Below are 18,754 nucleotides of genomic sequence, written 5' to 3'. Positions count from 1 at the left end.
TCAATTTTGAACTCAATTTTCTGATCATATCTAAAGTCAGTTTGCGTTAATTCCTACCTGCCGGACAGGTTATCAACCTCAGCGTGCGTTCCAATACATCTTATCCAACAAAGTTGAGACTCAAAGTTAAATTTTACAATCAACCGATAATCATTTCCTTTGATGTTGAACACAATCCGATTATCCTTATTTTACCGCTTTTTTAGCGAAACCACGATACCGGGTTGAAAAAAAAGAAGGGCTAGGCGTGACAGCACTTGGTGAAATTTTAAATCCGGTGCCGGAATAGGTGTAATTCGATTAAGCCTCGTTTATTTTTATCTTTTTAATTTTATCCAATTCTTTAATTATCTGATTTCTTTCTTCTTCTATGTCAAAATCATCTTGCAAACCCAGCCAAAATTTAGGAGTTGTGCCAAAATATTTACTTAACATCAGTGCTGTATCAGCTGTAATTCTTCTCCTTCCTTTTACAATCTCACTGATTCTTGTTTGGGGGATATTGATGTCTTTTGATAGTCTATCTGCTGAAATTTCAAATTGTTTTAAAAATTCCTCATTTAAAACTTCTCCCGGATGTATGTTGCTTAATTTTTCCATAAATCAATAATCAATGATAATCCATAATCTTTACTTCAGAAGCATTCCCATCAGACCATTTGAAGACAATTCTCCATTGATCCGAATGCTATAAAACCCTTTTAGATCACCTGATAACTTTTCCAGTCTATTTGATGGAGGAATTCGTAAATCAGCAATATTTTGGGAGTTATCAAGCATCCTAAGCTTTCTTCTTCCTGTTTCCTGAATATCTAATGGCCATTTAGGAATCCGTTCACCTATCCAGACTTTTTCAGTTTCTTTTGAACCAAAACCTGCTATTATTATGTATTACGTTAGTAACCTTAAACGTAAGTAAAAAAGGTTTCTAATAGGAGGGATTTTTTGAGATAAAAACATTCATTATAACAACTTTCTATTGAACTTATTTCGTCCAAAATTCATCAGATATTTGGGGCGAAAAAATTATTTACCAACCTTTTCATAAAAACGTTTCTTTCCTGTTTTTAAGAAGTCAAAAAAGTTGATTCCTTAACACCTGCAAGTCTGAACTGACTTGATCCCAATCCATGATGGATGCTGAATGAATGCGCAGCAGGTATTCCTGTCTTTTTGAAGAGAAGACACCTTTTTAGGATCTGGCAAACCTCAAAAGTTGTTCAAAATCACCCTTATCAGCTGCTCTGACTGCTTGTAGATAGTTAGAACGGGCCTTTCCTTCGTGTACTAAATCATCTGTTCCCCAACTGAATAATGGCATTTTATAAACCTTACCAATAATTACATCTGCCATCAATCTACTATGTCTACCATTTCCATTGGCAAAGCAATGTATACTTACAATTCTGTGTTTAAATCTTAAAGCTGTCTCATCAGCGGTAAATGTTTTATTTTGAATCCAATAGTATGTATCATCACAAAGGATTTTCAGTGCCGTGGGAATTTGCCATTTATCTATACCCAAATTTTTCCCGGTCTTTCTGAATTTTCCGGCCCATGCCCAAACGTCTCCATACATCCGTTGATGTAAATTACATATAAACTTTTCGGTTAAAATCGTTTTTGCTGTTAAGGGTCTACTCAAAACCCATTGCATGGCTTCTTCAATATTGTGTTGTTCAAATTCGTCCAACTCTTCACGGCTAGCTATTGTAGGGATCAGGAGAGCTTCTTTTTCATCCTCATCTAATGGCGTTTGTCCATTGATGTATACCAAGTCTAATCCCATAAAGCTTTGGGAAGTTCTCTTTTAATAATGATTACCCGCTCTTCAATCGCTTTTTTAAGTCGTTGTTTCGTGTTTTCCTGATCTTCAAGTTTCATGGTGTTTGAAGTTCGGGAAACTATTTTTTCAGCCAAAGAACGGGCTTTAATGTCAAGGTAATTTTCCAATGACCCATCCTTTGGAACAAAGCCATAGACAAGCTCCATATCTAAAGCCCTTGCAGTTTCTCTTAATGATCTAAGTGTTATTGAGCCTTCTTTTTCTCTCATCTCAATTTCCTGAACACTTTGTTTTGTCATTTTCAATTTATTGGCCAGCTGCTGCAAGGACATCCCAAAAGCCAGTCGGATGGCTCTTATCCATCCGGTAGGAGGGTTCAGCAATTCCCGGGCATGAGAAAATCGCTTTACCTTTGATTCAAGTTGATCGAATTGAATTTTCTTTTTATCCATAATGTCAGCCTTTAACCTGATTAAATATCCATAAAAGTAAGGCTAATGCCTGACAAATAAAAATTATAATCAGGCAATAACCTGACGATCACAAAAACTGCAAAGACCCCAAAAAATTATCAGAGCATTCATACGATGCACACGTATTCGGCAAATCCGAATTACCACAGAGCAAAGGATATCCCATCACCGATATTAAAGGAACTCAATAACCAACACCCGCTTCGGTTTTTCCGGAAACGGCTCCCCGGGGAATATTTATTTTTGGCTTTTTCAGCCCGTATCCCAAACGGATCCCAAAGGATTTGCCATAACCCTGACCAATCCATGATGGATGCTGAATGAATCCTCAGCAGTCATCCCTGTCTTTTGGACTTGGTGTTGCAAATCCCGTATCTCAAGAACGTTTGGCAATCTGTGTTTCTTTAGTATCGGTTTGATTGGTTTTTTTTATTCAGTCTTTGGGCCAATGGTCTACCTAGTGGTGTTTTTCCTTAAGCTGTTGGGATTTATTTGTATTTCTCCACCGATTGCTCTTAAAACTTTCATAATTGTCTCAAATTGGGGTTTAGCGCCATCAGATAACGCTTTATATAAACTGGGCCTGCTTAAGCCGGTTTCTTGAGCAATCTTTGTCATTCCAATTGATTTTGCAATACGTCCGATTGCTACAATGACATCGGAATCATTCCCTTCTGCCAAAACAGTGTTCAGGTATTCCGCTATCATTTCGTGATTGTCTAAATAGTCTGCGATATCAAATTTTGAAATTTCCATTGCTCTTATCTAAGTTTTAGCCCTTAAATCCTTTGCTTTTCTGAGCCATTTTTCAAATCCGTCTGTTTTATAGAATTGTGATTTAATGCGCTATTGTCTCTGAAAATCTGATTGCGATTGATGCCGCTATGATAAAATTGTTCTCTGACAGGGTGTTTTTAGTTTCAAAAACTTTGTCCTTGCTGTTTAACCAACGCCCTTCCAATCTACAAACGATATTTGTTGTCGGTGAGTAATCAAAATTTAATGAAAGTCCACTTGTTTTAAATCCATTTGGTGTGTTTGTAGGATTGATGATTCCTGATTCGTCATGGTAATATTCTGCTCTTATGGCTGTGTTCCAATTTTTATTTATCGTGTATCGTCCTATTATTACTGGACTCAACCAAAGGTCATAAACTGAACTCCCTTGTATTCTCTGTTGTGTTCCGATGTCGAATCCTGTGATTATACCAAACTTTTCTGTCAATTGAAATTGCCCGTAAAAATTATTGAAGTAACGCATTCTCCTTGTCGTATCGGGGTCGTCTGTTCCAATGAACGTACTCCAATTAAATGTGACTTTTTCTGTAGGACTAAAATTTATTTGAGTTCCAAATGAGGGCAATGAATTTCCTTGTAGCCGTTGGATGCGTTGCCATCCGTTCACGATTAATCCTGCAAATTCCCATTTGCTGCCTGGGTGATAAGTTAATTTTGCTCCTGACAAAAAATAAGGTGAGTTTTCAGCCAACATAGACCGTGTCAAGGTCCAATTGTCGGCAGAAATAGCACTTTCAAAGCCAATATGGGACGCAAAAACACCTGCATCCAACCAAAGATTATTTTTCCTGTTAAGCGACAAACCAACATTCGCTTCGAAAATGTTTTTGAGTAGTCCAGGTTCTTCTGAATAGTTGTCATTGGCATAAGTGCCTGTTTGTAAGGCTAAATTTGCCCGGTATTTTGTGTGTTCCAAACCAACTTTCACAATACCTAAGTTCAGGTTAAACTCGTTGTGTCGGTTGTGATTAAATAGAAATGCTTGTCTTTCTGTACCTTGTGGTTGGTTGAAATCATACACATAAAAAACGTCCAAAAAGGCCGAAATATTCAAAGCTGGCTTTTGTTGCCAAATACTGTCATTTTGAGCCGAAACAATATTGCTCAAACAGGAAAAAAGCAGCATCAAATATATTCTTACTTGCATTGATGAATTGGGTTTGAACAATTACCCTTATGAGCCATAAAACCATAGGATGAATTTCCGTCCAAGTCTTCTTTGTAGATGAGGTATTCGCAACCTTCATAGACAATTACAGATACTTTATTTTCAGGGATTTTTTTTATTTCATGCTCGATAGCACTTTTTTCAGAATTTTCAATCTGTGTTTTATCGCCCTGCAAATTACAGGATGCTGAAATTATTAAAACCAATATTGTGGATGCAAATTTTTTCATCATCTTAATTTTTGTTTCAGGAAGATTTGTAAATCCTTGTTTGAACCATAAAGAACTAAAATGTCGTTTGGTTCAAGTATGGTATCCGCTGATGCGACACCTTGAATCTGTGTTTCGGTTTTGGATTTACCGATAACACTCTTTACTTCTACTTTCTTAATGATAGTCAGTACCAATAAATTAAAATCCTTACGAAAACCCACTCCACGAACTGTTTTACCAACATAATCAGCAGGTACTTTTGCTTCAATAATACTGAAATCAGCATTTAATTCGAAAGAATCCACGACGTTACTAAGACATAATTTTTTTGCCCATCGCTCAGCTGTTTCTTCTTCGGGGTGTACAATTTCATCCACTCCGATCGCCTGTAAAATCTTTTCGTGCAATGGATTGATGGCTCGACTTATCAAACGTTTGACCTGAAAATTTTTCAACAGTGCTGTTGTCATAATATTTGCGCCTTGGTCTTCGCCAATAGCAACGAGTACAATGTCAGTTTCTTTTAATGGAAGCCCTGAAACAGTAAACTCGTCTGTTGCATCCATACAAATCGTATGAGAAATTTTTTCTTTATAAGCATCCACTTTTGCCATGCTGTTATCAATTCCGATGACTTCATTCCCTAGTTCAGTAAGTTTCTGAGCCAGTGAAGCCCCAAAATTCCCAAGGCCGAATATGATATATTTCATCTTTTACTATTTTTAATTTATTGTGATTTCTTCTTTTGGGTAGCTGTAGTTTTTATACTTTGCTCTCTTGAATACCGCTATCACCAATGAAAGCATACTGATACGTCCAACAAACATGACAACTATAATGATAAATTTACTGACGCTGCTCAAGTCACCTGTAATGCCTAAACTTAAACCTACTGTACTGTATGCCGAAATACACTCAAAAGCGATTTCCTTTAATTGTTTTTCGGGGTCAAAAAAGGAAATAAACAGTATGGCAAAACAGATGACAACCAATGACAAAGATATAATGGCAAATGCTCTCCGAACAGAAATATCAGCTATTTCCCGTCTGTAAATTTCAGTTCTTGATTTTCCTTTTGCCAAACTCAAAACATTCAATATCGCAATGGCAAAAGTACTTGTTTTAATGCCACCTCCCGTGGATTGGGGCGAAGCACCAATCCACATCAAAAGAAATACCATCATCACAGTGGGTAGGGCCATCGCCGCGGTGTCTATGGTGTTAAAACCAGCTGTTCTTGGTGTGGTTGCTCCAAAGAGTGCCGTTACTACTTTCCCAAATGCATTGTGTTCGGCTAAGGTATTGTTGTATTCGAGAAGGTAAAAAATGACAAAAGCCACCAATGAAATGGAAAGCGTGGTAACCAATGTAATTCGACTGTTTAAGTTCAATACCCAAGGTCTGTATTTACTTCTTTTGGATGAAAATAAAGTAATGATTTTGTATTTTAAATATTTAAGAATGTTCACCACTATTGGAAAACCCAGACCGCCAAGTACAAATGTGAGAATAATAACCAATTGAAGGTAATAATTGAATCTAAAGCCTGTCTCGTACAAACTGTTGGTTAATGTTGAAAATCCTGCATTGCAAAATGCCGAAATAGAATGAAATGCAGAGAAAAATAGTTGTTCCGACTGAGAACCAAAGTTGCTGGAATCTATGCTCGTGTATATTAAAAATCCTGCAAACAGTTCTATACCAAATGTAATGAGAATGATGTATTTTAAAGTCGAAAATACTTCTCCCAATTTCTTTGCGCTGGTCATATCGCTTAAGGCCAATTGGTTTTCATAAGTAGTGCCGCCTTTAAAGAAATAGCTGAAATAACTCGCAAAAGTCAAAATCCCCAAACCCCCCACTTGTATTAAGATCATGATGATTGTTTGACCAAACAATGTAAAATGTGTGCCTGTATCCACCACCACCAATCCAGTAACACAAACTGCACTGGTTGAAGTGAATAAAGCATCTAAATAGGAAATTCCGTCATAAGTAGCATTCGGTAAAATCAATATAAATGAACCAATAATAATGATGACTAAAAAACTCAGTATGAAAAGTTGTGCCGGATTGAGAACAGTCCTTTTGAAGTTTATTTTGATTTCCGAAGACTCTCGAATGAAAGTAAGCAGAACAGCAATTTTGACCCAAATGGGATTTTCGAGAAGTAAATCGGTTTCAAAGGGTACACCTATAAAGAGATACATGTAAAATACCCATAGCGTAAATGCTATGGATATAAGGTCAAAAACAAAAACTTTCCTTTCTAATAATTTGGCATTTTGAATATATCGGGCAGCTGTTGCTAGGATGCCAACTCCAAGCACCACAAAGTAAAAGCTATCCAATATTCGTTGAGAAAGGGCGTTTTGATAAAACCCGAAGTCCGAAATAATGGCAATCAGTCCTGTCAGGCTAATCCAAAATGCAATTCTATAAAACAATTTTAAGTCTAAATTCATTTATTGTTTTGTTTCCTTTTCTGTCGGATTCTTTTCAAAGTGTCGGTTTCCTAAGCTTCAGACAACTTTTTTCCTCCCCGCAATTCTCCCGCTATTGGAGCATCTTGTGACCAATACCGCCACAGCAAGCGGATATCTTTGGCTTATCCAAATCTAATTGTTTTTTTGGGAGGCTAGTCCTTACTTTAAAAAATTCTTTGATCAATTCCTCTGATAGTGATACTCCTTTCTGTAATCTCTCCTTTCATCCAAAATCCACCTTAACCCCTCTCCACAATCCTAATCTCCTGTTTTGGTGTCATCCTGTACCGGTTTTCATTCCACTTTTGATTTACTGAACAAATATCTTCAAGTATGCTGGATTTTAGGCCTTCGATTAGGAATATGCAGGCTATTCCGCATTTATGGGCAGATGTTTTTCTTTGCAATAAGCGTCAACTTCTGTATCGTTTGCAAAGTAATGGTCACAAAATTCATCGAGTTCCTTTTCTGCGCCGGATACATATTTTTCGCTTGCAGTCATCAGTTTTTCTGTTTGCTCGATGAACTGGTTAAACGCAGTGTTCATTTTGCAGAGTTTGTCAATGGTCTTGAAATCTAGATCGCGATAGACTGCAGGAAAAAGAATTTTGCTTTGATATGGATTGGAATTGAGTTCTATGATGCCGATTCCAAAGGATTGATTTAACCTTCCCATTTCTTCGGTCAAACTGTCACTGAACTCAAATGCTACTAAATATCCATAATTCGACCAACTTTAATTAGAAACCGCCTGAAAAAATGCCTTTTTTAGCTCGCTGTCACTATTGATTTCCTTTTTGAGCTCGTATGAACTTATTTTAAAGGTGTCAACCCTGTTTACAAACTTTAAAAAATTTTGGCTGGCCTTTGTTTGTAAGTTCAGGAATTTAATACCAACCATATCGGGATGTGTCCAGATTTGGTTGTTGTCTTTGCCATTTGACTGTTCGTGAAAAATGGTCTTGGAGTAGGTGTCGGTATTTTTTAAATAGCTACTCAAAAGTCTATGTAAATCCCTTTCTTCGTAGGTCTTGACCTTAATGGGTTTTGTTGGTTTTGTCGTTTGCGTTTCAATATCCCCACTCAGAACCTCAACTGGAAGATACTGTTCATTTTTTGTCAAGTAATAAGAGTATGTTCCACCAACTTGTTTTATTCGTTTTACCCGTGTATCTCCGTTGCGGATAAAGTCGCCCAAAATGGCAGAAATTGTTGAAGCTGGCGTTTTCGCTGCTCCGAAGTCGTAATAGTTTTTCCCAAGAATATGATTACAGACTTCCAAATAATTGGTGATGCCGTTAATGTCTTCTAAGCTTTTAATAACCGCTTCTTTTAATGTCATTTGGTGGTCGATTAAATTAATTATTACTCTTTGATTAATGCATTTTATAACCTTTGATCGTATAAATACTCAGCAGCTAAAAACGACTTTACTTTTAATTAATCAATAATTAAAGATAAAAAAATCCCGTAAATTTTCCTTGAAATTAATTATTCAAAAACTTGGGGAAGCGAGAGTATTGGTTAATGATGTCATAAAGTTTTTTAACATCACTTTCCTCAATTTCCTTGATATCAAAATCATAACTCTTTCCGTTATATTTATATATTGTTAAAATTTTGCCTTCTATTTTGGTATTTCTTATATCATCGAATGCTATTGATTTTCCAATAAATGTCTTAATACGAATGCCGATTCCTTTTTTATTCCATTGCACATAATTCTTAAACCAAAACATTCTACCCAATAAAATTATTTGAATAAAGTGTCCAGATGCAGTAAAATATTTATATGATTTTGGATTTTCAAACGCAATCAATTCAAAATACCCAATACTTAGCAAAATAGAAGACAATAGGATTATTGAGATAAAATACCAATTGTAGCTTAAATCATCAAACTTTATTTTTTTCATATTTCCAAAAATTTTAAGGACTTTACAAACCCCATTGCTATTTACTGGAGCCTTCCACAATGGCGATTTCCTCCTCCGTCAATTCATAAAGCGCATAAACCAACTGATCTATTTGGTTCTCATATTCTCTGCTTCCTAAACCTTTTTGCTTAGCTTCAAAAGTTTTATTTACAAGTTTAGATAGAATGGAAGTGTTCGCTTTTGTAAAATCTGGCAATGGAAAGGGTAATATATATTTGGTATTAAATCTAAAATATCCTCCTCTCAATACGTTCCCTGTGTTTTGAATATAATACCAAAGTAGTTTTGAATTGAGAATTGCAATTATTTCGTTTTCATATTTTTTATATTTTAGTTTTATAGTGATTCCATAAGCACCATTTTTGACACAGAAATTACCAGATTCTTTGGTAATGTTCATTCCAAAAGTGATGTCTGGTGAAACAAGTTTATTCTGATTTGCTAATACCAGATTTTTGGGATAGTTATATAAAAACCATTTATCAGCAAAATCCATTTTCCCCTTTTCTCTACCACGTAAATTGCTTTCGTATTTCTTTAAATAATTATAACCGACAGGAAATTTTTCTCTTATGTATTCTTCGCTCATTGGATTTGCTTCTCCTTCCACTAACAAGTATGGGAAAATAACATATGTGTCACTGTGTATCGTAGAATATCTTTTTATATCCTCTCCTTTTATCAACGGTTTAACAAGTCCCAATTCAACAGAAACATTTTCGTCTCCATTTTTTGACTTTCCAATTACAAAGCCATTATTTTCTCCCCCAATAATTGAGTAAATTTTATCTGCACTTGTTTGGATTCCTGAAAAAACCTTATCTAAAACATCCCCTATTTTTAATGGTAAATTCGTTAATCGATCCATTACAGATAAAGATTCATTTTTCATAAATAACCATGGTTCTGAACCTGGTATATTTTCATAGCTAAGGTTTATAAAATCTTTTTTGTCCGTAAGTTGTGATGAATCTATTTCTATGAACTTTAGCTCTGAGTTTATTTTATTGTTTAATGATAATAAACATGTATAAGTCGTAACTCCTTCAAAAATCATTTCGTGTCCAAAATGTATTATTTCACTAGCATTTTTTGAATTGTATAGAATATCTCTGATCCCTTTACCAAAATCTGCTATTAAAAATTTATGAGGTAGGATAAATTGTAGGTTTCCAGATGCGTTCAATAATTGAACACTCTTTTCTATAAATAGAACATAAATATCATAATTGCCTGTTTTAGCACATTTAAAAATAGACTTGTATGTCTCTGCATATTCATTCAACTCTTGAATCCTCATATAAGGCGGATTCCCGATCACCACATCAAAACCCACAAAATCCCCCTCCTCATTCAGCACCTCCGGAAATTCAAAGCGCCATTCAAAAGCATTTTCAAAAATCTTATTGCCTTTGATTTCTTCGATTTCGGTTTCCAGTTGGTTGAGGTTGGCTTCTAGTTTGGCGGCTTTGGCCAGGCGTTCTTTTTTCAGTTTGGGACTTTCCTCGAAGAGGCCCTGCTGCATGGTGAGGTTGTAGAGTTCACCGGCCAGTTGGGCCTTGCGCTTGATCTTGGGGTCGTTCTTGGCGATTTCACTCCGGAAATCCGATTTGATGTCGGCAATTAGCCGCTCCATCTCTCTTTTTTCTTCCTTGGTTTTGGCATTGCGGTAGGTCGCTACCGCGATGCGATAGCTGTCTATGGACCATTTGCTCTTTTTCAAAGCCTGCTTCAGGTCGGCATCTATGGCAAAGCGGCTGACCAGCGAGTTGCCGCATTTGATATTGATGTCAATGTTGGGCAGGGTTTCGAGCTCACGGGAGAAACCTTGAAGGTCTTCGTCCTGCTGCTTGTAATATGCACTCTTCAGCAGTTCTATCCAAAGCCTGAGCCGGCATATTTTTACGGAATTGGGATTGATATCCACCCCAAATAGGCAGCTTTCGATCAGGATTTGCTTTTCGTGGAACAGCGTTTCCTGGATGCGTTGGCTCTCCTTGGATTTGGGATTGTATTGATATAAGATACCCTCTTCGTCTGTGACGATGAGCTCGTCATTGACGACTTCTACCGTATAGCTGCTCAAGGGTTCGTAGTGGGCATCCACCAGGACTTTCAGCTCGCTTTTGATGGCGAGCAGTTCGTTCAGTACCGAAACCAAGAAATGTCCCGAGCCCACGGCCGGGTCGATGATCTTCAGGCTGTTGATGATTTGATTGGCCGATTTTCTGACTTCCTTTCTGTTTCCTGCTTTTATTTCTTCTTGGATATCCTCTTTGAGTTCTTCAAAGGATTTGCAATTCCAGCCTTTGGCCTCGTTGAATTTCTGTACCACGGCCTTCCGGATGGTTTCACCGGACATATACATGGTGACAAATCCGGGCGTAAAGATGGAACCCTCTTTGTAGCCATTGATTTTTTCGAAGATCAATCCAAGAACGGAGGCATTGATCAAGGTCTTGTTGTCTTCCTGAATATCCTCTCCACCTTCTGCCCCAAAATCATAGGCCTCCAAGAATCGGAACAGATACTCCAAAGTTGGCATTTCGCCGCTGAGCTTTTTGCCCTTGTCATCTTTGAGGACGGTCTGCGAAAAAATCGGGATTTTCTTGTCGTCTCTCAGATTGCTGATAAACAAAGTGGAATGCTCTATTTCCGTAGGTTCAAAAAGCGAGGAATTGAGATAGGGGACTTTGTCGAATGCTTTTTTTACATCTTCGTTTCGTTCTGGGTACCTGCGTGCCAGTACCTGAAAAAACAAGCCATTGAGGTCGTCATAGCTTTTGATTTTATCAAGATTCAGGAATGCATAAGCCGTATCGCCACGGTGATAGGTGAGGAGCTGGGCTTCCAGCAATTTCAAGAACAGGATCCTATTGATCCAGGTGATGGTCAGCTCCAGGGCAACAGTGAATAGCCGTTCCTGTTGGGTGTTTCCAAACTGGCTGGGGCGCTCCAGACGGCTGATTTTGTCCATGCTGTCCAGCTGAATGATGGCATCTTCCAGAATACTGCCCGTATTCCGCTCGCCTTCTTTGTTTCGGTTGATCAGTTTTTTGCCGCCTTCCTTGGTTTCGGTCAGCCCGATGATGTGCAGAAACTCACTGTAAAACCTTTTGTCGAGGCTGTTGCTGTCGTTGGTGAAGGGGAGCTTTAGGAGGTGCTCGGGAGACAGCAATTTGAAAAGGGCAATCAGTATGTTGTCGTCCGCTTTGTCGGCGTTCCGCAGCGGTTTTTGGTAATCCTGAAGGTTGAAGTAGGTAAATTCAATTTCGGGTTCGAGCGCCGCAATAAACGGTTCGGCGATCTGTCTGTAGAAAAAGTCGGTTTTGGTATCCGCCAAGCGTCCTCCTTCAAAATCCTGGAATTGCTTGACCAGGTTTTTGTTTTGGGCAAACAAGCGGTCAAAGGTGGTGGCATCAAAGATAAACCATTCATTGATATTGGTGATGACCAGTTGCCTGACCTCAAGATTCTTGTGTGTGATCCGCTCGCGGAGATAGTACAGGACCAGTTCCTGAAAGGCTTTGGTGTTCAGCTTTTCGGCGCCATTGGATACCTGAGGCATTTCGGTTTTGTTGGTCGGCTTTTTGGTTTCGATGATCACGGCCACCGGGCTGCTGGACTTGTCCCCGTTGTGGATGACCAGGTCATTTCGCCCTTTGGTATTGATGTAGTGGTTGGGCTCGTAATAGGTTTTCTTCAGAAAGTCAATGACCAGGTTTTTATGGAACTCCTCCGATTCGGTGTCATTGGTCCTGTCGAGCAGCTGGATCAGGTTGGTCTTAAACCGCTCAATGTCCGTCCTGTTCGGTTTCACTTTTAAAAATGCCTTGTTGAGCGCCTTCCTGGGTTTCAGTCTGTTGATTTTCATTTACGCGGTAAATTTCTTTTCGGTGGCATAAGATAGTTTTTTTCTGGGGCTTATTAGTTCTGGATGTTGAAAAAATAGCGATTACCCATAGAATTTTTACATGCCCGCGCTGGGTGTAGTTTTTACTACATCCAAATATTGGTGAATGCCCAAGGAAATGCTTCACGCAATAAGCCATTTCCAATGGCAAAAGGAAAAACGAATCCGGCTACAGCTGAATGTTTTTGCTACTCGAATTGCAAATTCGAGGGATAGGAAGGCGTAGTGGCATACTACGCCTAGCGCCTGACATTACGCCTAGCGCCCTGGGTGTAGTTTTTACTACACCCAAATATTGTTGAATTCCCAATGGAATACCTCACGCAATAAGCCATTTCCAATGGCTAAAGCAAAAACGAATACCGGTTTCAATCGAATGTTGTCCTTACTCGAATTACATATTCGAAGGATAGGAAGGCGTAGTGGCATACTACGCCTAGCGCAGTTTTTTGCTGCTGGTGTGGATTTTTTTCTTCTTTTTCCAGGTTTAGCCGAAAAAACAAGCATTCACTTGACAATCCAAGACCATTGGATTGTCAAGTGAATGCAAATGGCTTCTGGTGGAAAGGGTAGTTTCAAAAGCAAAATTTTCCCATGGATGATTTTCAGTGGTTTTCCTTTTTTTCAATAATTTTTATGGAATTAATTTATCTGCACGGAGATCTTCAAAAAGCTCAATAAAGGAATCCAGGGTAGGTTTGTAGGTTGTAAATCCCAGTTTCCTACTCAAGGACATATCTGTCATAATCTCTATCGGTCGGCTCAAATCCAAATCGGTATGCCAGGCAGAGGCCAGCTTTGAAAGGTTATTTTCCTTCAAATTGTATTTCGAAGCGATATCATTCCATACTTCTTCGTCCCCTGCCATTTGCTGCTCCAGGGATTTGTTCTCTCCTGTATACCCTTGTATTTCTAAGCCGAAATAATTTGCGATTTGTTCCCACATCCATTTCCATCTAAAAATATCTCCATTGGTGATATTAAAAGCTTTATTTTGAGCAGCCTGCGTCGTAGAAGCCCAGATCAACTGATCTGCCAAAACATTGGCATCTGTCATATCTGAAATGCCTTCCCACTGTGCTTCAGATCCAGGCCAGGTAAAAGCTTGTCCTTTTTCCTTACAGATGCTTGCATAAACTGCCAAGGTAGTGCCCATATTCATCAAGTTGCCTACGGCTTTGCCAATGACTGTGTGAGGGCGATGGATACTCCAAGTAAATCCGTCTCTTGCTGCAGCTGCGTAGACCTCATCTTCCTGTGCATAATAAAAATTAGGCGTGTCCAGACGGGGATGATCTTCCCTAAACGGCGTCAGTGGAGATGCTCCTTTGGCATAATCATCAAAAGGTCCCAAATAATGTTTAAGTCCGGTCACCAAAGCGACATGTCTGATGGATTTATGAGGTGAAAGGGTATTCAAAAGATTCTTGACCATGCTGCTGTTTACTTTTATGTTTTCCGCTTCGGTAGCATGGCGCATCCAGGTAGATAAGTATACATGGCTGGGTTTTACCTCTGCCAAAGCTTTTTGCAGGTCTGCTTCATCCAGCAAGTTTGCCGCTACAGGAATTAGGGACTCAATGCTTATATTCGGGTTTCTGGATAACCCATAAGTTTTCCATCCTTTCTTGATCAGTGAATCGGCTACACTACTTCCTGTGATTCCGGTTACCCCAACTACCAATGCTATTTTATCTTCCATCTTTTTTATCTGCAAATTTCAGAAATTTTTCAGGGTTCTAAAAGGACATAGATCACGCCATGCATGTGCGCTAAGTCACACTATATGGATAAGCGGCTAAGGGTTTCACGGCTGATACCCAAATAAGAGGCGATCAACTTTTTTGGAAGCCTGTTGACCAGATCAGGATAAAGTTCTTTAAATAGTCGGTAGCGATCTTCAGAATTTTGGCTCATAAGTGATAAAATCCTTTTTTGCAGGGCGATGTACCCTGCAGTGGTTTTTTTCAAGAAAAAATACTCCATTTTTTGGCATTCGACACAAAGCTTTTCCCTGTTGTCTATAGAGATGGCCAGTGCTTGGGTATTCTCCAGACAATCAATATTTAAAGTAGCGTCTAACCGATTATGATAGGCCTGAGGGTCAGAAATCCACCAATCCTCCATGGCAAATTGAATGATGTGTTCTTTCCCATCTTCATCAGTAAAAGATGATTTCAAGAGCCCCTTTGACACAAAATGATCATAAGGTGCGGAAGAGCCAGCTTGCACCACATATTGATGTTTTTTATAATTTTTGGCTTCAAAGTGGCGCAGTACTAAATCATATTCATTGTCTGTCAATATGACTATGGCTTCAATTTGTTTCCTCAAGGCATCTTCTATTCCCATTCCAGCTCTTTTCTGTTTTTAAAAATTTAATTAAACCCATGTTCTGCAAGAGCAATTCAACTCCACCCTATAATTACTTAATTGTCATTCAGTTGTTTGTTGCTTTTTCCCTCACACTATTGGTTACTACACTTTAGTTCACCAAATAGTCTGATTTTCTTGCAGTTTCAAACCATAAGCAAACCGAATGGATATTTCAGGTCAAATGAATAAGGGGATTACAAAAACCTCTTGCGGGATGCTTTCCAATGCAATCTAGCAAATATAAAGTAAGGGTGCTCTAATCGACTTTTTATTAGATTTTATTCAATTTCCTGTGCTCATGATCAGTCTGATCATGCCTTTTGCAAATAAAGGGGAATTAAAGGCTACCCACGCTGGGTGTAGTTTCTACTGCTCCTAATGTTGGTGAATCCATACTGGCATGCTGCAAGTCGATGCTTGTTGGGAGCGCTTACTTCTTTCCGAGGCTGATTTTGCTGCGGATAAAATCAAGGTCTGATGTTGGCGCGTTTTTGGAAAAGGCGACGGTGATCTGGGTATTGCCCAGGAGGGTGTCTTTCAAAATGTAATCCGGATGGACGATTGTCCTGTTTTTGGGATTCTCCAGCACATAGTAATCGTATGTAGGTTGGTCGGCGATGGCATAAAACAGGATATTCCTAAAAATTGGTTTTGCGGGGTTCAGGTTTCTGAACTGCTTTTGATTGACCGCAAATTCAAAATCCCCAAAAGTCAGGGAATGGAAATTGGCTTCCGGATTGGAAACCGACACATAATTGTCCTCGGAACCAATTTTCGTTTCTTCGGCAATCTTGCTGAAAGGGGAGCAGCCAATGGCAAATATGGAGCAGACAAAGAGGAGGTATTTCATGGTTCACATTTTTAATTGCGGCAGCCAATGTAAATCCGCTGTTCGGGATTTGCAATCCCGAACCCAGATATTACAGGATTTGCAATCCTGGTAATCGCCCTATTTCCTGAAGGTCTCCGAAAATTGGATGGCCATGGATGCGGCGATGATCAGGTTATGATGCGTTGGGTCTGTTTTGGTTTCAAAGATCTTGTCCTTGCTCTTCAGCCATCGTCCTTCCAGTCTGCAAACCAGGTTTGGGGCAGGGGAGTAGTCTAAAGTGACGGAAAGCCCGGTGGTCTGGAAACCGTTCGCAGTATCAGTTGGAATCATAATACCCGTTTCGTCCTGATAGTATTCGGCTCGGATAGCGGTTTTCCAGGTGTTGTTGAGGGCGTATTGTCCTATGAAGACAGGGCTGAGCCAAAAATCAGTGGCTGTACTTCCCTTTGATCTTTGTTGGGTCCCGATGTCAAGGCCTGCGACAAAACCCAATTTTTCCGTGAGTTGAAATTGTCCATATAAGTTACTGAAGTAACGCATGCGCCGGATGGCATCTGGGTCGTCTGTTCCGATAAAGGTGCTCCAGTTCAGGGTGGTTTTTTCCGTTGGGCTGAAGTTTACTTGGGTTCCAAATGCCGGGAGGGAATTTCCCTCCAAGCGTTGAATGCGTTGCCAGCCGTTGACCATCAGTCCCGCGAATTCCCATTTCTGTTTGGGCGTGAAGGTCAATTTTGCGCCTGTCAAAAAATAGGGTGAATTCTCCGCCAACAAGGAACGTGTCAGGGTCATATTGTCCATGGAAATGGCACTTTCAAAGCCGATATGTGAAGGCAAAACTCCGGCATCCAACCATAGGTTGTTTTTCTTGTTGAGTGAAATGCCGATGTTGGCTTCAAAAATATTTTTCAACAGGCCGGGTTCTGCCGCATAATTGTCATTGGCATAGGTGCCTGTCTGCAAGGCAAAATTGGCTCTGTATTTCGTGTGGGCCAAGGCCAATTTCACCAAGCCCAAATTCAAATTGAATTCATTGTGTCGGTTATGGTTGAACAAAAACGGCTGCCTTTCCCTGCCCTGGGGCTCGTTAAGATCATAGACATAAAACACGTCAGTAAAACCGAAAATGCTTATTTCTGGTTTCTGTTGCCAAACGCTGTCGACCTGCGCGGATAGGCTGAAACTCATCAAGCTCAACAGCAATATTCCTTTAAAAAGCTTCATCCATTTTAGTTTTGACCGCCATGCTGTTCGGGATTTCGCTGTCCGCGTTGTTCGGGATTTGCAATCTTTAACCAAAGATAATTCAGGATTTGCAATCCTGCTCTGAAACGAACAAACAATTTAAGATTTGTAATCCCTCGGACCAGATCATTCTTTAAAGGGGTCTGAAACGGAATGAAAATCAGGCTATTTGGAGAATAATGGGTTTTAGTTATTGGTGGGCAAATTCTGGTTGGTTTGGACCTAGGAATGCATCATGATGATCAGTGCAAGTCAATTGACAAGGGTCTGGGATGCAATTCGATGACAAGAAAATACCTTTGTCGATATTTTCGGCCAACCTAAAAAGGATGTTTTTTGAATCTTATTTTTTAAAAAAAAATAAATTTTAACTATTTAATTAACAATGTTTTTTAAATGAAAAATTACATATTATATTTATTGTAGTTTTAATATGTAAATAAATATTCATTTGATTAATTTTATTTTTGTCTTGTTTCAAATTTTTCATAAGCGTATTTCAATAGTAAAAAAGGACTGTACAAATTTTTTTTGGTCCTGAAATCATCAAAGAATGGATTTTATGAACATCAATTCCAACATCTTTTTTGGAAACCCAGGTCAAAGCACAAGACTACCCATGTTAGGTTTTTCAAGGCTATTCCAGCTTGAAAATGCTTCATAATCAGATAGTGGTTAAGGGTTTTGATTTACCAGAGTACTGAAACAAAAGAAAACAAAAAAGTGGAGACCAGAGCCCACTTTAAAAAACGGGGTGATACTGAAAAACCTTACGAGTAGGAAAAAAATAAGCAAATTCCACATGAAAAATCTATTAAAACTGTTTGTTGTGGTTATGGGATTCACAATGGCTACTGAGTCTTATGCGCAATCATTTGTGGTCAAAGGCGGATTGAACTTGTCAAAATTTCTTGCAAAAGATGATGAGGGCACCTACAGTGATGATTTTAAGATGAATCCGGGTTTTCTTTTTGGGGTAACATCCGAATTCCCAATATCCGAGGTGTTTTCATTCGAAACCGGCTTACTTCTCTCCAGTAAAGGAGTGAAAATAAGTGAAGAAGAATCGATTTTTGAGGAAATGGTTGAGTTTGATTCGAGAGTGAATCTTCTTTATCTTGATATTCCGCTGCTTGCCAAGGCCACGGCTGACCTGGGGTCTGCAAAAATTTATGGTGCTTTCGGGCCCTATATTGGAATGGGTTTAAGTGGGAAAATCAAATCTGAATTCACCAGCATGGGCGAAACTGAAAAAACCGAAGAAGATGTTAAATGGGGTTCGGGTGAAGATGATGACTTTAGAAGGCTTGATTATGGTTTGTCTTTTGGGGCAGGGGTAGAAATAAATGCGATTCAAATTGGATTGTCTTATGGTTTGGGTCTGGCAAATATTTCGCCGAGTTCTGAAGGTGGTGCCAAAGTGAACAACAGGGTACTTGGGATATCTTTGGGTTACCGATTTGGAGGAAATTAATACGAGCCTTCCTTGGGTGTAGTTTCTACTACACCCAGCTGTTTGAGATTTATAATC

18 protein-coding genes and 2 pseudogenes are annotated in these 18,754 nt (G+C 39.0%); 1 reads left to right on the top strand and 19 read right to left on the bottom strand.

Annotated elements, in window-relative coordinates; translation table 11 throughout:
* Positions 1 to 53: 53 nt before the first annotated feature.
* The 19 genes and pseudogenes from F824_RS27215 to F824_RS0114070 form a co-directional block, all read right to left on the bottom strand.
* Positions 54 to 188 (bottom strand): annotated as a pseudogene (locus F824_RS27215) (type II toxin-antitoxin system HigB family toxin); the annotation flags it as partial.
* Positions 189 to 300: 112 nt separating this feature from the next.
* Entirely contained in the window at positions 301 to 600 is a 300-nt protein-coding gene (locus tag F824_RS0114155; protein ID WP_019598566.1) for a HigA family addiction module antitoxin, read from the bottom strand.
* 10 nt (positions 601 to 610) lie between these two features.
* Positions 611 to 885 (bottom strand): annotated as a pseudogene (locus F824_RS27210) (type II toxin-antitoxin system RelE/ParE family toxin).
* Positions 886 to 1,192: 307 nt separating this feature from the next.
* Positions 1,193 to 1,789: a mobile mystery protein B gene (locus tag F824_RS0114150; protein ID WP_019598565.1), complete on the bottom strand. Its 597-nt coding sequence runs from the start codon at positions 1,787 to 1,789 to the stop codon at positions 1,193 to 1,195.
* Entirely contained in the window at positions 1,780 to 2,238 is a 459-nt protein-coding gene (locus F824_RS0114145) for a mobile mystery protein A (RefSeq protein ID WP_019598564.1), read from the bottom strand. The genes F824_RS0114150 and F824_RS0114145 overlap by 10 nt, the downstream gene beginning before the upstream one ends.
* Before the next feature lie 273 nt (positions 2,239 to 2,511).
* On the bottom strand, positions 2,512 to 2,652 hold the full coding sequence (locus tag F824_RS27520) for a hypothetical protein (RefSeq protein ID WP_154654339.1): 141 nt from the start codon (positions 2,650 to 2,652) through the stop codon (positions 2,512 to 2,514).
* 60 nt (positions 2,653 to 2,712) lie between these two features.
* Positions 2,713 to 3,015, bottom strand: a complete 303-nt coding sequence (locus F824_RS0114135; RefSeq protein ID WP_019598563.1) for an addiction module antidote protein — start codon at positions 3,013 to 3,015, stop codon at positions 2,713 to 2,715.
* Between the two features lie 82 nt (positions 3,016 to 3,097).
* Positions 3,098 to 4,183: a porin gene (locus F824_RS0114130; RefSeq protein WP_236613209.1), complete on the bottom strand. Its 1,086-nt coding sequence runs from the start codon at positions 4,181 to 4,183 to the stop codon at positions 3,098 to 3,100.
* 11 nt (positions 4,184 to 4,194) lie between these two features.
* Complete coding sequence (locus F824_RS25935; RefSeq protein ID WP_019598561.1) at positions 4,195 to 4,458, bottom strand: hypothetical protein; 264 nt, start codon at positions 4,456 to 4,458, stop codon at positions 4,195 to 4,197.
* Complete coding sequence (locus F824_RS0114120; protein WP_019598560.1) at positions 4,455 to 5,147, bottom strand: potassium channel family protein; 693 nt, start codon at positions 5,145 to 5,147, stop codon at positions 4,455 to 4,457. The genes F824_RS25935 and F824_RS0114120 overlap by 4 nt, the downstream gene beginning before the upstream one ends.
* Before the next feature lie 12 nt (positions 5,148 to 5,159).
* Positions 5,160 to 6,902 carry a TrkH family potassium uptake protein gene (locus tag F824_RS0114115; RefSeq protein WP_019598559.1) on the bottom strand — a complete coding sequence of 581 codons (1,743 nt, stop codon included), beginning with the start codon at positions 6,900 to 6,902 and terminating at the stop codon, positions 5,160 to 5,162.
* Positions 6,903 to 7,293: 391 nt separating this feature from the next.
* Positions 7,294 to 7,599 carry a hypothetical protein gene (locus F824_RS27825; protein ID WP_019598558.1) on the bottom strand — a complete coding sequence of 102 codons (306 nt, stop codon included), beginning with the start codon at positions 7,597 to 7,599 and terminating at the stop codon, positions 7,294 to 7,296.
* A 60-nt stretch (positions 7,600 to 7,659) separates the two neighbouring features.
* Complete coding sequence (locus F824_RS27820) at positions 7,660 to 8,265, bottom strand: hypothetical protein (RefSeq protein ID WP_019598557.1); 606 nt, start codon at positions 8,263 to 8,265, stop codon at positions 7,660 to 7,662.
* Between the two features lie 145 nt (positions 8,266 to 8,410).
* Positions 8,411 to 8,839 carry a hypothetical protein gene (locus tag F824_RS0114105; protein ID WP_022582267.1) on the bottom strand — a complete coding sequence of 143 codons (429 nt, stop codon included), beginning with the start codon at positions 8,837 to 8,839 and terminating at the stop codon, positions 8,411 to 8,413.
* A gap of 37 nt (positions 8,840 to 8,876) precedes the next feature.
* The gene (locus F824_RS0114100; RefSeq protein WP_019598555.1) at positions 8,877 to 12,734 is read right to left on the bottom strand and encodes a DUF7149 domain-containing protein; all 3,858 of its coding nucleotides are present in this window, start codon (positions 12,732 to 12,734) and stop codon (positions 8,877 to 8,879) included.
* A 673-nt stretch (positions 12,735 to 13,407) separates the two neighbouring features.
* Positions 13,408 to 14,475, bottom strand: coding sequence for an SDR family oxidoreductase (locus tag F824_RS0114085; RefSeq protein WP_019598553.1), 1,068 nt, complete (start codon positions 14,473 to 14,475; stop codon positions 13,408 to 13,410).
* An 80-nt stretch (positions 14,476 to 14,555) separates the two neighbouring features.
* On the bottom strand, positions 14,556 to 15,125 hold the full coding sequence (locus F824_RS0114080) for a Crp/Fnr family transcriptional regulator (RefSeq protein WP_019598552.1): 570 nt from the start codon (positions 15,123 to 15,125) through the stop codon (positions 14,556 to 14,558).
* A 454-nt stretch (positions 15,126 to 15,579) separates the two neighbouring features.
* Positions 15,580 to 15,999 (bottom strand): hypothetical protein, encoded by a 420-nt coding sequence (locus F824_RS0114075; protein ID WP_019598551.1) that lies wholly within the window; start codon positions 15,997 to 15,999, stop codon positions 15,580 to 15,582.
* 99 nt (positions 16,000 to 16,098) lie between these two features.
* The gene (locus F824_RS0114070; RefSeq protein WP_026333718.1) at positions 16,099 to 17,202 is read right to left on the bottom strand and encodes a porin; all 1,104 of its coding nucleotides are present in this window, start codon (positions 17,200 to 17,202) and stop codon (positions 16,099 to 16,101) included.
* Between the two features lie 823 nt (positions 17,203 to 18,025).
* Here F824_RS0114070 and F824_RS0114055 point away from each other — a divergent pair.
* Positions 18,026 to 18,697, top strand: a complete 672-nt coding sequence (locus F824_RS0114055) for a porin family protein (RefSeq protein WP_022582266.1) — start codon at positions 18,026 to 18,028, stop codon at positions 18,695 to 18,697.
* The last annotated feature ends 57 nt before the right edge of the window (positions 18,698 to 18,754 follow it).

Source organism: Rhodonellum psychrophilum GCM71 = DSM 17998, from assembly GCF_000381545.1.
GTDB lineage: Bacteria > Bacteroidota > Bacteroidia > Cytophagales > Cyclobacteriaceae > Rhodonellum > Rhodonellum psychrophilum.
The sequence above is the reverse complement of the archived record's forward strand: the minus strand, read 5'-3'. Positions and strand labels throughout refer to the sequence as shown.

What these genes read in the sequence shown, in the direction of transcription:
- F824_RS0114085 (WP_019598553.1), bottom strand. Translation starts at nt 14,475, where the DNA reads ATGGAAGATAAAATAGCATTGGTAGTTGGGGTAACCGGAATCACAGGA.
- F824_RS0114055 (WP_022582266.1), top strand. Translation starts at nt 18,026, where the DNA reads ATGAAAAATCTATTAAAACTGTTTGTTGTGGTTATGGGATTCACAATG.
- F824_RS0114155 (WP_019598566.1), bottom strand. Translation starts at nt 600, where the DNA reads ATGGAAAAATTAAGCAACATACATCCGGGAGAAGTTTTAAATGAGGAA.
- F824_RS0114080 (WP_019598552.1), bottom strand. Translation starts at nt 15,125, where the DNA reads ATGGGAATAGAAGATGCCTTGAGGAAACAAATTGAAGCCATAGTCATA.
- F824_RS0114070 (WP_026333718.1), bottom strand. Translation starts at nt 17,202, where the DNA reads ATGAAGCTTTTTAAAGGAATATTGCTGTTGAGCTTGATGAGTTTCAGC.
- F824_RS0114120 (WP_019598560.1), bottom strand. Translation starts at nt 5,147, where the DNA reads ATGAAATATATCATATTCGGCCTTGGGAATTTTGGGGCTTCACTGGCT.
- F824_RS0114145 (WP_019598564.1), bottom strand. Translation starts at nt 2,238, where the DNA reads ATGGATAAAAAGAAAATTCAATTCGATCAACTTGAATCAAAGGTAAAG.
- F824_RS0114135 (WP_019598563.1), bottom strand. Translation starts at nt 3,015, where the DNA reads ATGGAAATTTCAAAATTTGATATCGCAGACTATTTAGACAATCACGAA.
- F824_RS0114130 (WP_236613209.1), bottom strand. Translation starts at nt 4,183, where the DNA reads ATGCTGCTTTTTTCCTGTTTGAGCAATATTGTTTCGGCTCAAAATGAC.
- F824_RS27825 (WP_019598558.1), bottom strand. Translation starts at nt 7,599, where the DNA reads ATGGGAAGGTTAAATCAATCCTTTGGAATCGGCATCATAGAACTCAAT.
- F824_RS0114150 (WP_019598565.1), bottom strand. Translation starts at nt 1,789, where the DNA reads ATGGGATTAGACTTGGTATACATCAATGGACAAACGCCATTAGATGAG.
- F824_RS0114100 (WP_019598555.1), bottom strand. Translation starts at nt 12,734, where the DNA reads ATGAAAATCAACAGACTGAAACCCAGGAAGGCGCTCAACAAGGCATTT.
- F824_RS0114105 (WP_022582267.1), bottom strand. Translation starts at nt 8,839, where the DNA reads ATGAAAAAAATAAAGTTTGATGATTTAAGCTACAATTGGTATTTTATC.
- F824_RS0114115 (WP_019598559.1), bottom strand. Translation starts at nt 6,902, where the DNA reads ATGAATTTAGACTTAAAATTGTTTTATAGAATTGCATTTTGGATTAGC.
- F824_RS25935 (WP_019598561.1), bottom strand. Translation starts at nt 4,458, where the DNA reads ATGATGAAAAAATTTGCATCCACAATATTGGTTTTAATAATTTCAGCA.
- F824_RS0114075 (WP_019598551.1), bottom strand. Translation starts at nt 15,999, where the DNA reads ATGAAATACCTCCTCTTTGTCTGCTCCATATTTGCCATTGGCTGCTCC.
- F824_RS27820 (WP_019598557.1), bottom strand. Translation starts at nt 8,265, where the DNA reads ATGACATTAAAAGAAGCGGTTATTAAAAGCTTAGAAGACATTAACGGC.